The sequence below is a fragment of the Corynebacterium sp. MSK032 genome, assembly GCF_030232065.1.
In the GTDB taxonomy this organism is placed as follows: domain Bacteria; phylum Actinomycetota; class Actinomycetes; order Mycobacteriales; family Mycobacteriaceae; genus Corynebacterium; species Corynebacterium jeikeium_D.
The window spans coordinates 110,593-126,069 of sequence record NZ_JASPJR010000007.1 but is presented as its reverse complement, the minus strand read 5'-3'; the positions used below and the strand labels follow the sequence as shown (position 1 = coordinate 126,069).

Below are 15,477 nucleotides of genomic sequence, written 5' to 3'. Positions count from 1 at the left end.
AGAACACACCGCGGCAGATCAGGCGAACGACAACGCCGAATGCTGGATTGGTGGCTCTACTTAAAAACCGAACTGCCTGACGATCCAGCACGAATCGCCAGGCAGTCCAACTGGGGCCAGGACCAACTCGCCAAAGTTTCCACCCTGACCCAACACGAGAACCAAGCCGACCACGAAACAGGACGACCAGCCCTCTACGACAACGCTATCGACACCGACTACACCCACTCAATCGGCATCCAGAAAGGCCAAATCTAACCCCCGCGCGACACGCCGAGCCAGACACACATTTTGTCGTTTAACCCTAGTTTTTCCTTTTATGTGCTGATATGCGCTGTGTTTAGACGAGTTGCCATCCGCCTGCGTTGATGCGCTCTTGCCAGAAATCGCGGTATTGACCCGGCTGGTTGACCAGCTCGTCGTGGCACCCGCGCTGGGCGATACGCCCACCGTGGGAGAGCACAATAATTTGGTCAGCTTGTCGAATGGTTTCAAGTTTGTGGGCGATCACGATCAGCGTGGAGTGCTTGCGTAGCTCATTCATCGCCGCAACAATATTGGCTTCATTTTCCGCGTCCAATGCGCTGGTGGCCTCATCGAAAAGCACGATCGGGGCCTTCTTCACCAAGGCGCGAGCGATAGAGACGCGTTGCCGTTCCCCACCTGACAGTGCACGCCCGCCAGAACCCGCCAATGAATTCCAGCCATCTGGGAGGCGGTTGACGATTTCCGTCACGCCCGACAGGTCAGCGGCCCACCTGATTTCTTCATCGGTGGCTTCTGGGTTGCCAAGGCGAATGTTGGCTTCGAGAGTGTCGTTGAATAAGTAGACGTCTTGGAAGACAAGAGACACCTGGCGCATCAAATCTTCGGTGGTCTGCTCGCGCACGTCCACTCCGCCAACGCGCACGCTGCCGGACTGCACATCCCAGAAACGTGCAACCAACCGGGCGATCGTCGTCTTCCCGCACCCAGATGGACCAACCAGGGCACACATGCCACCTTGCGGGACATGGAAGGAAATATCACGGAGAACCGGGGTGTCCGGATCGTAGCCGAAGGTGACGTCCTCGAAACGAACATCACCAGGGGCGTTTATCGGTGTAGAGGCATCGGGTTCGGACAGTTCGGGGGCATCCATGACCTTGTCGACGTGGTTCATCTGCTGGCGGCGTTCTTCCAGCCCGGTCATGCAGCCACCGATGTCTTGGAGCATGGTGGTGAACCGCAGGCACATGCCGATTGTGACCACGGCGTTCAGCGCATTCATTTGCCCGCCGAGGGCGAGTTGGGCGGTCAGCCAGATCATCACCACAATGAGCGCTTGAACGAACATCCCATTAATCAGGGTCGCTAGTGTTTCGATCCACAATGCTTTGCGACCCTTGCGGTCAGCCTGTTTGAATGCCCGATCAAGGGCCGGGTAGTCGTCGGCGACATGGCAGGAGCGCAGCGCGCCTTGGCAGGTGGCGAATTCGACCATGCGAGCCGCCAGCTCCGATTCGGCTGGTTCGGAAACCTTCTTGCCCTTATCGAGAAGCACACGGGAAATATGGAGGAAGGCAAGCATGATCGGGAACGCGATCGTCAAGGTCAGTCCCAGCCGCCAATCCCAGAACCAGGTTCCCACAGTGATCACCAGCACGGCCGAGAGTTTTTGGACGAGAGAGAAAATGAAATGTGCCGCCGACTCGCCCAAGTTCATCATTTCCTGGGTGACCATGCGCGACAGCCGTCCAGAGCTACCCGAATCGAACACTCCCAACGGTAGGCGGGCTACTTTGTTACCTACTGCCTGGTGGACGTCGTGAATGAATCCAAGCGCGCCGATATAGCCGGTGCGCATGCCATAAAACTCCGTGCCCACGCCCAGCACCGCGAACACCGCCAAGGCGATGAGCCAGCCCCAAAACGACAGCCCCCACACCGGCATTCCGGTCGCCAAGGCGCTTGCTGCAGGGAGTAGCGCGAGCAGGGCAAAGCCGTGACACAGTCCTGAGACCGCACCCCACGCTTGACCAACCGAAAGGTCTCGCCACGAGGCGGGTTCCATCAAACGCTTAAAGCGTGGCAGCAATAGTTGATTCATCGTGTCATCTCCTCGCATGCACCTTGGGCAAGAAGTGCCTGATAGTGCGCATTACCCAACAACTCGTCGTGTTTACCGACCACAGCAATGCCCCCGCGTTCCATGACGACAATCTGATCCGCGCCCCTGATCGAGGCCAGTCGGTGGGCGATCACAATCACGGTTCTGCCTTTGGCAAGAGTCGAGAGAGCTTGTTGGATTTTCGATTCCGATTCCGGGTCCGCCATCGCCGTCGCCTCGTCCAGCACCAACACTGGGGCATCAACCATGAGCGCCCGGGCGATCGCGATACGGGCTGCCTGCCCGCCCGAAACGTGGGTGTCCTCCCCCAACACAGTGTCGTAACCATCTGGCAGGCTCATGATGAACTCGTCGATCTGCGCTGCTCTCGCCGCCTGCCGCACCTGATCCAAGGTTGCGTCTCGCGCGCCCAGGGCAATGTTGTTGTGGATGGTGTCGCGAATAAGCTGTGCATCTTGCAGGACGAATGCGACCGTCGAATACAACACATCCTGGGAAATGCTCTTTAGATCAACCCCGCCGATGGTGATCGTGCCAGCGTCCGGGTCATCAAAGCGGGCCATCAAACTCGCCAACGTCGACTTCCCCGCACCCGACGGGCCAACCAGCGCGGTCACCGTGCCTGCCGGAATGCTCAGGCTCACCTCGTCTAATGCCTGGGTGTCGTCATAGGCATACGACACACCCCGAATCTCGATATCATGACCGTGTGGTGTCTGTGGCGCATCGGGCTGACTCAACGCCGGTAGCTCCATGACATTCACCAGCCGTACTGCCGCTGAACCTGCGAGCTGATAAGACCAGGCGATGGTTGCGACTGCCATCAACGCTCCCGGCAGCACCAAGGCAATCAACGTCGTCGCTATCACCTCGTAGATGCTCACCCAACCGGCGTTCATCATCAACGCGCCACCGCCAAGGTTCACGATCAACAACACCGGGATCGACACCCACGAAAATGAGGCGGCCGACATCGACACCAGCGGCATACACCACGCCCGGTAGAGCTTAGAAAACTCGTTAGCTGCATCTAAATAGGCTTTATGTGCTTGGCCAACCTTGCCGAACGCTTTCACCACTGAGATACCGGCAACGAACTCGGCCATCGTTGCCGAAACCTGAGCAAGCTTGGTGTCCATTTCCGCGGTCTTCTCATTCATCCCACGCATCGACATGCCATACATGCCCACATAAACCGGAATCGTCGCAATCGACAGCAGAGCGAGCCGCCAATCCACCACGAACGCATAGGCCAACAAGGCGAGCGGGGAGACGATTGCGTTCAGTTTCTCGATCGGCCCGTGTGCGATCACTGTGTGCACCGTGGCCGTATCATCCTGAATGGTCTTGCGGATCTTCCCTTCGCCCTCGCGGGTAAACCACGACAGCGGAGCAGTCGACATTCGGGCGGCAATTTGCCGACGCATCTGATTACGCAACGACAGGTCAATAAAATGCGTCACGCCCAACGCAACAAAATACAAAGTCAACCGCGCCATGTAAGCAGAAACAAGGAGCATCACGATCCAGTTCACCCGCGCCGGGTCCACCCGGTCTTGCATCAGCGCAGCTCCCAGCTCCACCAAAGCCACATAGGGTGCGATAGCCAACACCCCAGAGGCGAACGTTAAGGCCTGCGCGATAAACAGTTTGCCTTTCACCGGCTGCGATAGCTGACGGATCGCGTTCTGGCCAGCGACTGATTTTTCCTTCGCCGACCCATACTCGCCTTCAACAACCCGATCCGTTGCACTTTCGTTCACGTAAGCACCATCCTTCTTAGACATGCCTAACCTTACTATATTTCTGGGAGGTGTGTCTACTGTGCACGTCAACTGATACGAACATCACCCTTTCAGGGCAATCCTCACCTGTTCACCGGTGCGGAACACGAACCGGATCGCGTCCTCGGTGACAATGGCGTGGTCGATAAGTGCGCTCCATTGTGCGGGGTGAAACTCGCTCACAGGTTCCCCTGTCAGATCATTCAGGGTTGTGGTGATGGCGGCGTGCTTGGCGGTGTTCGCTGCGATATCTTTTTCCAGGCTTGTTCTACGTGCGAGCGTCTTACGGTAGGTAGTATCGAGTTCGGCGTACGCGGATTGGCAGGCGTCCTGGTCGAGCGCACACCGCTGGTTTTCCGCAATCAGCGCTTCGATCTGCTCGTCTTTCACCGTCGCGCTGCTGCAGGGATGTTCGTCTGTGTATTTATGGTTGCATTGCCAAACTGCGTCTTTGCATTTCGTGTTCGACGCCCACGTTTTACGCCCATACCACGCCCCACACCGAGCACATTCCAGCCGGGTGGAGAACAACCCGACTTTCGCTGACTATATGTTGCCATGCCTGGTGGCGAGTTCGTATTGCATCTGATCCCAGATACGCGGTTCGGTAATCGGCTCATGATTACCTGATACATAGTATTGGGGTACTTCGCCTTCGTTGACCTTCATCTTCTTAGTAAGGAAATCGGTGGTGAACGTCTTTTGCAGCAGGGCGTCGTCCTTGTATTTTTCGTTGGACAGGATGGAGCACACTGTCGAGGTTGACCACACTTCTTTCCCGCGCGGGGTGAGAATCTTGCGGGCAGCGAGCTCGGTTTTAATCTCACTGATCGCTATCCCATCAAGGAACAGCTGGTAGATCAACCGCACGGTCGGAGCCTGCGTCTCGTCGATGACGAGGCTTCCACCCTCGCCTTTCTTATATCCGAGTAGCACCAATTACCCATAATCCCCACGCCGACTCCCGTTTCGAAGGAGTCGGCGCGGGGGCTTTTGCGTGGGTATGGAGCTGATTCAGGGGCGCAACCTAAGCCGACGGCGACGACGACGGCGACGGCGACGGTGCAGTGTATCTCAGCCACCGCAACACTGCTTTAACACGACGGTTGCTATCCTCCGGCTGGAAGCCGAGCTTTAAAAACACATTCGCCACATGCTTACTCACTGCACCAGCGGTCAGCACCAGGCGCTTTTCCATTTCCTTATTACTAAGCCCCTGCGCCATCAGGTCGAGCACTTCGCGCTCGCGCGGGGTCAGCGCGGCGATGCCGTCCTGCTTTGCAGTAAGCAGCGTTGCGACCACTTCAGGGTCAACCACGGTACCACCACCACGCACTTCTTCCAGTGCTGCGACGAAGTGGTCGACATCCGAGACGCGTTCCTTAAGCAGGTACCCAAAGCCACCATGCTGCAGCAGGCGATCCAGATAACTGGCCGCTACGTATTGACTGAGCACCACAACCGGCTGGTCAGGGTTGTCCTGGCGAAGTGTGGAGACCGCGAGCAGTCCGTCGTCACGCATGTTCGGCGGCATCCGGACATCGGTGACGATGACATCGAACGCTTGCCCTTCGGCGGTGGCGAGCAGCTGATCCGCATCGCCGACGGCGACGACCTCGTGCCCCAGCGCCCGCAGCAGGCCGGTTAGCCCCTCGCGCAGGAGTACGGAGTCCTCTGCCAGCAGTATTTTCATCGTGTCCTTCCTTGGCGAACGGGCAGTTCCAACCGCAATTCGGCACCACCGTCGGCGTTGGTGAGCGACACGGTGCCACCGAGCGCTGCCGCCCGTTCCCGCAGGCCTGCAATGCCGGTTCCATCGTCATGCTTTACGAGGTCTACAGCGTCCGCCCCCGATGGTGCTTCCAGGCCTACGCCATTGTCGCGCACGGTGACCGTAAGCGTACCGAGATGGGACACGAGCGCCTTCTTTGGAGCCTGAACCGCAAGAGTGATCTCGGCGCTGTCGGCGTGACCATGTTTGGTGGCATTGGTCAACGCTTCCGCTGCACAGTGGTACGCCAGCAACGCTGTGGTCTCATCGAGCGGGCCGAAGTCGGAGACACCATCTTCATGGACGGCTACCTGCATTCCGGAGTGCGCGGCCAGTTCCTCCACTGCTGCCACCAGACCGTTTTCAAACAGTACCGGCGGAGCAATGCCAAGCACCACCGAGCGCAGCTGTGCAAGCGCCTGCGTTGCATTGTTATCGGCGGCGGTGAGCGCCTCGGCTACCTCTTCTTCAGTCTTACCCATGCGAGCAGCGGCAATGTTGAGTTTCAAGGCGGTCAGGTGTTGCTGAGGGCCGTCGTGAAGCTCGCGTTCGATGCGGCGGCGCTCGCCTGAGAAGGAGTCAATGAGCACGTCGCGGGATTGGGTAACTTCTTCGCTGGATGGTGCGAGGATGACGCGGGAGAGCCAAATGGACAGCAGGCCGGCACCGAAGTTGATGGCGATGGTCAGCGCCAAAAAGAGGATGGCGAAAACCCAGGCAACAGCAATTTTCTGTGTTGGGTCCGTCAGAGTCCAGCTGAAAAACTGCACTTCATCAACCAGGAAAGGTGCAGCGAAGAGCACACCGACAGTGAAGCCGCCGCCGACCCACGCTGTGAAGGTGACAAAGCCAATGGCCAACTGGACGAGCAAGTTGACGAAGTTGCGGATGTCGAACCAACGATTGGTCACGCGGTTGGCAATCGGGGTGCCGGACCACGATGCCACCCAGCGAGAGAGCCAGTCGGCACCTCGGCCGATGAGCGGAATCCACGGCAGAAGCACAACAGAGGCAATCAAACCCGGAATGAACAGCAGTCCGAGAATAAAACTCCAGGCCAGCGCGATTAAATTCTTTTTCTTTGTCATAGGTTCAAAGCTAAGTTGGCCCGGGTTCAAATGCAGTGGAGCTAACTCCCCTAAATTCAGTCGAGCTGAATACGCCCCGGCTTCTTTTCACCGATACCTCGGTCGGCCAGTTCGTCATCAATGTACGTTGGCCGACCGACAGCCAGCCCAAGCACTGCAAGCACGACCGTAGTACCAAGCAGTACGACCAGAATAGGTGTCCACGTTTCCGTCGTTCCAGCGGCCACACCCACCAGGAATGGCCCGACTGCGGAGAAAATGTAGCCGATTGGCTGCACGAAGCCGGACAGCCGCGCGGTCAGCTCATGGCTGCGCGTGCGGCCCGGAATCAGCGCGATAGCCATGGGGAAACAAAAACCACCCACGCCCAGCAGGAACGCAGCCCCAATCGCGTATCCAACACCAGTTTCCGCCGCTCCCCGCTGGTCGATCAGAATCATCAACGCGTACCCGAGGAAGAAAAGGCAGCCGAGACCAAAGGCGACGTAGGACATGGTGCGGAGCCGTGCAATCAGCGGTGGCATCAGCAGACCGCCGATGATGCCCAGCCCTTGAACAATCATGGATGCCGCGGTAGCTACGCTGACGCTGATGCCTGCGTCGATAAGCATTTTCGGCATCCAGCCCATCAGCACGTAAGCGTTCATCGACTGCACGCCGAAGAAAACTGCCAGTGCAATGGCTGTCGGTGACTTCCAGATTGGTGTGCTTGCCGAGGCACTGACCGGCGCCTTCGGGTAGTCGAATCCGATGCGTGCACGCAGCGGCAACCACACGACGAGCTGCACCAGGGCGGTGATTGCCCATGCGGCAAGCGCCCAGCGCCACATTTCGATACCACCTGCAGATGTCTCGGGAGAATCGCTAATCAAAAATGCCGTCGCTGGCCCCAGTCCACCGCCGAGGGCGATCATGCTGGAGTACAGCATCATCAGCACGACCGTATGGCGACCACCGTGCACCTTAATCCACGCAGGTAGCAGCACATTTCCCAGCGCAATGCCCGCAACCGATAACGCAGTAAACAACAGCAATAGCCAGATGCTGCTCACCCACGGGCGCACCGCAAGGCCGACGAATAGCAACGTCGCAGACAGTGTGAGTGCACCGCTTAAGCCCATTCGCTTGCCGACGGAAACCGCGGACAACCCAATCGCGAAAAATGCGAGCCCCGGAATCGCTGTAATCAAACCACCAAAGGCGGAGGAAGCGCCAAGGTCGGATAGGAGCTGATCAAGCACCGGACCGATTGACGCAATACTCGGGCGCAAATTCAGCGCCGCGACGATTACGGCGATAACAAGAACGGGAACGCTGAGCGCGATGGCATTCTTCGAGGACCCGGCAGCCTTTGGCTGTGGTTGCCCTGGTTTTTCTTCTATCGCCATAACAATGGACGTTACCGCTTCCTGCTAAGGACTCTCTAGCTGACCCAAGCCGGCTGGGTTCGGGGAAGCTTAAAAAACTAGCGTGCTGAATGTTGCTGTTGTCCTATCCTGGACTACAACGACATCTCTTTTTCTTTATCTATTGACAGTCTTTCGGCTATCTCTGACGTAAGGATTGAACTCAAAAATGGTTGAACCGATTTCTGATTCCATGCTCATTGCCTACGACGGCTCCGACGAAGCCAAGCGGGCGCTGGCCTATGCCGGAAAACTGCTGCGCGTTAAGAAGGCCTACATTCTGACTGCCTGGGAACCCCTGCAGCGCGCTGCAGCGCGCACTGCTGGCGCCTCTGGCATGATGCAGCCCGACTGGGATGCCACGACTGAAGACGGCGATCCGGCTCACGACGAGGCCGTCCGTATTTGCCGTGAGGGTGTACAGATTGCCGCTGAGGCTGGCTTCGTCGCGGAGCCCTACTTGGTAGAGACGGAAACTACTATCTGGTCGGCCATCGTCGATGCAGCTCACGACCTCGATGCGGGCGTGATTATCTCCGGCACTCGTGGTGTGACTGGTTTGCGTGGTCTGTTCACCGCCTCGACCTCTGACGCGTTGCTGAAGAATGCTGGCCGCCCGGTCCTCGTCGTTCCGGGGGAAAAGGAATAATTTCTAGAAAATTTTTAAAAACTTACTTAGCTGATAGAAAATGGGTTAATCTCTCAACTAAGAAAACTCAATGACCGCTGAAACCGCTCAAAATTCAAGGCGGGGAGAGAATCCCAGCTGTTCCACTGGTTTACAGAAGTCACAGAGTGTAGTTTTATAAACAGTATTGACTTAATGCACACGAGGAGTCCTCAACATGGCATACGAAACTGATTCCGAGCAGCGTCGTAGCGTTGGCCCTGCCCTGGCCTCGGCGCTCATTGGCGCCCTTCTCGGTGGTGCCGCTATCTTCGGCATCGGCCAGGCTCTGACCGAAGACCGAATTCCGGAAGCACAGGCTGTTTCCGCCGATGACGCTCTGCTTGGCGGTGTCGAGTACGGTCAGCGTTAAGTTTTTAACGCTAACCCTCCTTTAAAGCTATGCCCACCTTTGTTCGAGCGCGTAAGCGCGTGCTTGTACCTTGGTGGGCTTTGCTGTGCCTGCTGGCATTCATCCAGTCTCCCGGCAAGACTGTCGCTGACACAAAGCACGACCTGACAGAAGACCCCATCGGGTTTTTGTCCGCCTCGCTCAACATGTGGTCAGACACCATGCCGCTGGGACAGCTCCAAAACCAGGCATATGGCTATCTCTTTCCACAGGGCGCATTCTTCGCGCTGTTTAGTTTGCTGCCCGATGTCCTAGCGCCCGGCTGGCTGGTTCAGGCGCTGTGGTGGAGCCTTACTCTCTGCGTGGCTTTTACCGGCGCATATCGCGTGGCCGAAGCTATAAACGTCGGCACGCATACCTCTCGCGTATTGGCGGCATTGTTGTACGCGTTGTCGCCGCGTGTGATTACGACGTTGGGCGCGATTTCGTCCGAGACCTGGCCCGTCGCGCTGGCACCGTGGATTCTGCTTCCGCTCCTGCGGGTCGCAGCCCGGCGCGAGGAACTGCCCTGGCGTGCGACTGCCCGTGCCGTATTGCTGTCCGGTCTAGCGGTACTGTGCACTGGCGCGGTCAATGCGGTCAGTACAGCGGCGGCTTGCATCCCCGCAGGTCTGATGCTGCTCTTCTTCGCTTTTACGGGGCCTCGTCGCGGGCGTGCGTGGACGATGCTCGGCGGTTGGCTGGCTGCGTGTGCAGCGGTCAGCATGTGGTGGATTGTGCCGCTACTGCTGCTGGGCAAGTACTCACCACCGTTTACGGACTACATCGAGTCCTCCGGTGTGACCACTCGTTGGTTGAGTCTCGGCGAGACACTCCGCGGTTCCACCTCGTGGACACCGTTTGTCTCTTTCGAACGAGTCGGCGGAAATGCGCTGGTCGCGGAGCCCATTCTCATTTACGCCACCCTGGCTGTAGCGGCGATTGGACTACTTGGCTTGGTCATGCGCTCGCTGCCGCTGCGTCGAATGTGGCTGATGATGCTGCTCATCGGGCTTGTCATCATGGCGGCCTGGACGGAGCCATTCGGACTGGCGTGGGAATCGGCTCGAGAGGTGCTCGATTCCACGCTCGCAGCAGTGCGCAACCTGCACAAATTTGACACTATTGTGCGTCTGCCACTTGTTATCGGCTTCGCTCATGCGACAGCCCAGCTGCCATGGCCGTGGCGAGAGCCGGCGAACGAGCACACGAACGAGCGCGCTGACCAGTCGCCGAGCGATTCAGCAGCCACTGGCTGGCAGCAGTGGCTGCACCCTGAGAAGCACCCGCGCGCTATCGCATCGATGCTGGTTCTGGTGGTTATCGCCAGTGCCACCGCCCCTGCGTGGAGCGCACGCCTCGCCCCGACAGGCAGTTTTTCCGAGGTTCCGGGCTACTGGCACGAAGCGGCCGACTGGCTGAATGAGCAGGGCGAGGACACCCGCACGCTGGTGGTGCCGTCATCGCCGTTTGCTGATCAGACATGGGGCAATACTCGCGACGAACCGCTCCAGCCGCTTGCCGACGTGCCCTGGGCCGTCCGCGATACGGTGCCGCTAGTGCCTCCAGAGGCGATTCGCGGCCTCGATGGTCTGCGCAATTCACTGACTCGGGGCCGTGAGGTACCGGCACTGGATGCCACCCTGCGCAACAATGGCATCGGCTATGTGCTGGTCCGCCACGACTTGAGAGTTACCTCGAGGGGCGATTCACTGCGTGCCATCACCTCCACGCTGCAGGACTCCCCGACCATGGAAAAGGTGGCGGAGTTCACGGACGAGGACGGCCATACCGCTATCCAGATCTGGGGCGCGGGCCCGAAGGAGCTGCGCAATCGGGCCCTTTCGCCGCGGTTGGTGGACACTACACAGGTACCGCTGGTCGCCGGTGGTCCTGAAGTGCTCCCGCGGCTTGATGAGGTCGATTCCGATGCCCCGGTGCGCATCCTGTCCGGTAAGAACGCCGGCACTGTCACCGACACTCCCGCACGCCGCGGCCGCAGCTATGGTGAAGTCGTCGGAGCGGAGTCGGCAATCCTGGCCGAAGACGAGGACTCATATGTCCGCAACCTCGTTCCGGACTACCCCGTCGCGGGACTGCCACTGACGCAGACAGCAACGGGTCGCGCCACAATTGAGGTTTCATCGTCGGCCTCTGAGCCATACAACGTCGGTGGCGCATCGGCTGACCACTCGGTCAACGCAATGCTCGACGGCGACACCTCTACCTGGTGGGAACCCCTGGCAGGCAAGAGTCAGGCTGAGTGGGTCAAGCTGTCGTGGAAGGAACCGACCGATAACGCAGTGCTCAGCCTGACCGGTGCTCGCGTTCCGGCGCAACTGCGCATCCAGACCGATACGGCTTCCAGCTCCGTACAGTTGGTCCCGGGTGAGACGACTCGCATTCCGCTGCCCGGCGGCAAGACCACATCTGTGCGCATCACAGCAAAGATTGCTCCTGTGGGCTTTGCTATCTCGGAGCTAGGACTGGTGATTCCAAAGCGGGACACTGGCTTCGACGCATTCGAATCCAGCAACCCCGATTCCGATGGAGAGGCGGAACTTTCCGCCGAGGATATAGCGGAGGACCTCACGCCGGTTCGTGTCCCGGTGGTACCGAATTCCTCGTCGCTGGCTCAGCGTTGGGTCTTTGGCCAGGAGATTCACGAGGGCACGCTGGTGCGCCTGTTCACCGTTCCGAAGCCGGTAAAGGTGAAGGTCGATGCTGATACCTGTCGCAACAGCATCGGAGACCCGTGGGCCAGCCTCCAGCGAGGTGACGGTTCTGATCACCGCGAGCTGACCTGTGGTGAAGAGATTGAGCTCTCGCCGGGTCCATGGCGCATCGACGCCAAGTCCGATTGGGTATCGCTCACCTCGACTGACTACTTCGCGCCGTCAGCTGCGCAGCAGAAAGTCACGCCAATCGACCTGAACAATCCCATTGAGGCTGCCGACCACGATCGCATCGTGTGGCTGCCAATCTCTGTCAATGCTGGCCACGAACTTCGTGTCGGAGGTGCCGCCATGAAGCCGGTAACGGTCTCTGGTTGGCAGCAGGGTTGGACGATTCCGGCTGGAATTGGTGGTGCCGTCGAGCTGACCTATCCACCGCAGCAGACCTGGCGTACTGGAATTCTCGCAGGCGGCGCACTCGCAGCTGTGTACGCACTGGTCGCTGTGGGGCTGGCTTTCGCTTGGCGACGATTCGCTCTCACCGCCCCGATTTCCGCATCTTCGCTGGGCAATGACTTGCCGCGGGCGGCTATTGGCATTGCGGCTGCCGCGACAGTGACCCTGGTATCCAGCTGGCCTGGCGTGGTCGTTGCCCTCGTGGTGGTTGCCGCTACCCTTGGTGCGGTTTTCTGGGCACGGAAGCGTGGGGACGTCGTCAAACCATGGCTGAACGTGCGAAATGCACTAATTGTGGCGCTTGCTGCGATGATGTCGATTGCGGGCTTGGTGCTGGCGGCGAACCCATGGCCAAAGGATGACTACGCCGGTGCCGGCTGGCCGCTTCAGTTACTGCTGACGGCGGCGCTGACGATCGTGGCGTGCTGCTCGATGCTTTCCGGTGGCGGTGCTGATGACGACACCGACAACACCGCTGATTAAAAGCCGTTAGCGGTTGACCCAGACGCGTGCGAAGAAGCGGCGGGCAGGTTCCTCGACGAGCGCGTAGGAGGCGGCGGCCACCGGAATCGACAGTGCGACCGTGACAATGGTGACACTGAGCAGATGTCCGGTGAACAGCTTCACGCCAAGCAGCGGGAATGCAATGGAGAGCATCGCCACGTGCCAGAGGAAGATACCGTACGACCAGCGCCCTAGCGCCTGCATGATGGGGTGTTCAAGGAAGCGAGACTCCGGCGCTATCGTCCAGGGGCCGATGATGGCGGCACCGAAGACCAGACCGCACAGCAGGCGGCGGGTGAATTCCCAGTTGGTGAGCTCGACTAGCCCTTCGGGACCCAGGTAGGAAGCCAGAACCAGCGCACCAACGGCGATCGCCAGCCACAGCGAACGGCGGCGTGCCCAGCGCTGCATGGTCTCCACCTTCGCGCGGGCGGCATCGGTATCGACGCCCTGGAGCGATTCCAGCTCGGCGAGAATCATGCCAGCTGCGAACCAGGAAAAGTAGGCAATCGGCTGAATATGCGGGTTAACGCCTTCTGGGTACGGCAGTGGCAGGTAGGGCCAGCCGAAGCTCAAGATCGCAAGCAGGGAAATTGCCACTATGCGGCGCCCCTGCTGGCGATGCGGGTCCAACCGGCTAAGCCCAATGGCAAACAGCGGCAGCGAGATGTAGAACGCGACCTCCACCGACAACGACCACAGGTGCGTCAACCCACCGTGCAGCGAGCCGGAGAAATACACCTGTGTCAGCGTCAGATTTGTTAGCCAAATCTTGAGATCCGCGCCGCGCCCCACCGGCAGTGCGATGAGCACAATAAGCACTAGCACCCAGTACGCGGGCATAATGCGCGCGACGCGCTTCTTGTAGTACTTCGCCCAGCTCTTCTTCCGTCCGCCGTCGGCATCGGACAATGCTTTACGACGGGGAATTCCGCCGTAACCCGAGCGGTGAGAACGCCACAACAGGAATCCGGACAGCACGAAGAAAACGGCCACGAAGAAGTCGAAGCGGCCGAGGATGCGCTCCCACAGGGCTCCCACATCATGCCCGGTCTGGAATGCGACGTGCGTGCCGATGATGCCCATCGAAGCCACAGCTCGCAGGCCCTCCAGCGAAGGCAGGAAGCCTGGGCGGAATGTGGTGGCAGAGCTCGATGCAGTGCTGGATCCCGAGCTGGATACAGTGTTCGGCGTAGAGTTCGGCACAGAGCTCGACACTGTGTCTTGCCCAGCGTTTGGCGCTGCCGCATATGCCTTGGACGTCATAGTACTTTCTTACACGGATACCGGAATGAGTAAAATCACTTGTATTTTATTATGAAATAAGTCCTGTTCAGGCCGGTTTTTCCAAAACTCTTTTGTTTTCCCGACAAGTTATTTTTAAAAAACACACCACATAACTCCTAACTTCCTGCTAGGTTTTGCAGCAGAAAGTTACGTACAGTTAAAGGACTATCCGCTGATGAAGAGAACTCTCGGACATGCACTGATTATTATCGGTGCTGCATTGATTGTCATTGCCGTCCTTCTGCCAACCTTCCTGGTGCCTCGCCTCCGGGTCATCCCACTTGACACTGTGAGCGATACCATCACGGAGGTGCGCGACGGCACTCTGTTGGACTCCAGCCAGCTGGGCAAGAATGAGCCAACGCCAAACCGCAAGAATGACCCGCGCTGCAAGGCAGAGACGGACGAAGAGAAGCGCGATCTCCCGGTCCACTGCTTCATCAACGACAAGACTCCGATGCAGTCGAAGCGCCACGTTGAGATCGAGGAGCCGGCTGACGACAAGATCGCAACTCTCCAGGTCGGTACCACTCTGCTGCGCGATGACCGCGAAGAGCCGAAGAACCTCATCAATGCGACCCTCGACCGCATCACCGTCGACCGCAGCACTGCGTACCCGGTAGATGACCCGATCTCCAGCGTTGCTATTAACGCACCGCAGGGTGGTTCGGACACCAAGCCGCCGACGTTCACCCGTCCGGGCATCCAGTACCAGTTCCCGTTTGGTACTGAGAAGAAGTCCTACCCGTACTACGACGTCCAGGCGATGCGTAACTTCGAGATCGACTTCGTCGGTGAGGAAACTCAGGATGGCGTCAAGGTCTACAAGTACTCCATGACCATTCCGCCGCAGAACCTCTACGAGTCCCTGACCGAGCACTTCACTCGCGACGGCCGCAAGCTCACCGAGGCTGACAAGTCCTCGCTGGCTTCCATGCGCCTGAGCTTCCCGGCTCACAAGTGGGGCCTGGAGGGTGACGACGACGTCGAGTTGGATCGTTACTACACCAACGTCCGTACTGTCCGCGTCGAGCCGACCTCTGGCGTGATCGTCAACGGTACTGAAGAAATGTTCATGTTCTACGCCAAGGACGACAAGGAAGCTGAAGAAATTGCTTCCAAGGCTGGCCGTGAAAAGGAAGCCAAGGAGCAGAACCGTACCGCGATGAAGTACACCGCTCAGTGGGACGAAGGCTCCAAGGGCCGCCAGATGGACCGCGCTAAGGAAGCACGTAAGTCGCTGACTATCGGTGGCACTGTCGCACCGTGGGTCCTCGGTATCCTCGGCCTGGTCCTCATTGTGATTGGCTTCCGTGTTCGCAGCAAGTCCGCCTAAGA

Annotated in this window: 12 protein-coding genes and 1 pseudogene; 5 read left to right on the top strand and 8 right to left on the bottom strand. The window is 58.8% G+C overall.

The genetic code is table 11. The features are described 5' to 3' along the window. Positions 1-258 (top strand): annotated as a pseudogene (locus tag QP995_RS05700) (IS1249 family transposase); the annotation flags it as partial. A gap of 82 nt (positions 259-340) precedes the next feature. Here QP995_RS05700 and QP995_RS05695 read toward each other — a convergent pair. From QP995_RS05695 to QP995_RS05665, 7 genes are all read right to left on the bottom strand, one after another. Then, the gene (locus QP995_RS05695; protein ID WP_284853012.1) at positions 341-2,089 is read right to left on the bottom strand and encodes an ABC transporter ATP-binding protein; all 1,749 of its coding nucleotides are present in this window, start codon (positions 2,087-2,089) and stop codon (positions 341-343) included. Further along, positions 2,086-3,873 carry an ABC transporter ATP-binding protein gene (locus QP995_RS05690; RefSeq protein ID WP_070595712.1) on the bottom strand — a complete coding sequence of 596 codons (1,788 nt, stop codon included), beginning with the start codon at positions 3,871-3,873 and terminating at the stop codon, positions 2,086-2,088. The genes QP995_RS05695 and QP995_RS05690 overlap by 4 nt, the downstream gene beginning before the upstream one ends. Positions 3,874-3,957: 84 nt before the next feature. Beyond that, positions 3,958-4,425 (bottom strand): recombinase zinc ribbon domain-containing protein, encoded by a 468-nt coding sequence (locus QP995_RS05685; protein ID WP_224433374.1) that lies wholly within the window; start codon positions 4,423-4,425, stop codon positions 3,958-3,960. 15 nt (positions 4,426-4,440) lie between these two features. Next, positions 4,441-4,830 (bottom strand): recombinase family protein, encoded by a 390-nt coding sequence (locus QP995_RS05680; RefSeq protein ID WP_070429408.1) that lies wholly within the window; start codon positions 4,828-4,830, stop codon positions 4,441-4,443. A gap of 91 nt (positions 4,831-4,921) precedes the next feature. Further along, positions 4,922-5,587, bottom strand: coding sequence for a response regulator transcription factor (locus tag QP995_RS05675; protein ID WP_070437225.1), 666 nt, complete (start codon positions 5,585-5,587; stop codon positions 4,922-4,924). Next, the gene (locus QP995_RS05670) at positions 5,584-6,753 is read right to left on the bottom strand and encodes a sensor histidine kinase (protein WP_070437227.1); all 1,170 of its coding nucleotides are present in this window, start codon (positions 6,751-6,753) and stop codon (positions 5,584-5,586) included. Before QP995_RS05670 ends, QP995_RS05675 begins: the two co-directional genes overlap by 4 nt. Positions 6,754-6,809: 56 nt before the next feature. Then, a complete protein-coding gene (locus QP995_RS05665; protein WP_284853011.1) occupies positions 6,810-8,141 on the bottom strand; it encodes an MFS transporter in 1,332 nt (443 codons plus the stop codon). Positions 8,142-8,328: 187 nt separating this feature from the next. On the opposite strand from QP995_RS05665, the gene QP995_RS05660 reads away from it, so the two are divergent. The 3 genes from QP995_RS05660 to QP995_RS05650 all read left to right on the top strand — a co-directional run bounded on the left by QP995_RS05660 (position 8,329) and on the right by QP995_RS05650 (position 12,831). Continuing rightward, positions 8,329-8,808 carry a universal stress protein gene (locus QP995_RS05660; RefSeq protein ID WP_005510532.1) on the top strand — a complete coding sequence of 160 codons (480 nt, stop codon included), beginning with the start codon at positions 8,329-8,331 and terminating at the stop codon, positions 8,806-8,808. Positions 8,809-9,004: 196 nt separating this feature from the next. Beyond that, positions 9,005-9,199 (top strand): DUF2613 domain-containing protein, encoded by a 195-nt coding sequence (locus tag QP995_RS05655; RefSeq protein WP_070652737.1) that lies wholly within the window; start codon positions 9,005-9,007, stop codon positions 9,197-9,199. 29 nt (positions 9,200-9,228) lie between these two features. Further along, the gene (locus QP995_RS05650; RefSeq protein WP_284853010.1) at positions 9,229-12,831 is read left to right on the top strand and encodes an alpha-(1->3)-arabinofuranosyltransferase domain-containing protein; all 3,603 of its coding nucleotides are present in this window, start codon (positions 9,229-9,231) and stop codon (positions 12,829-12,831) included. 6 nt (positions 12,832-12,837) lie between these two features. Here QP995_RS05650 and QP995_RS05645 read toward each other — a convergent pair whose 3' ends face one another. After that, entirely contained in the window at positions 12,838-14,118 is a 1,281-nt protein-coding gene (locus QP995_RS05645; protein ID WP_049171762.1) for an acyltransferase family protein, read from the bottom strand. Between the two features lie 196 nt (positions 14,119-14,314). Between QP995_RS05645 and pgfA the strand changes: the two genes are divergently transcribed. Continuing rightward, positions 14,315-15,475: a cell envelope lipid trafficking protein PgfA gene (gene pgfA / locus QP995_RS05640; RefSeq protein WP_284853009.1), complete on the top strand. Its 1,161-nt coding sequence runs from the start codon at positions 14,315-14,317 to the stop codon at positions 15,473-15,475. Positions 15,476-15,477 lie beyond the last annotated feature (2 nt).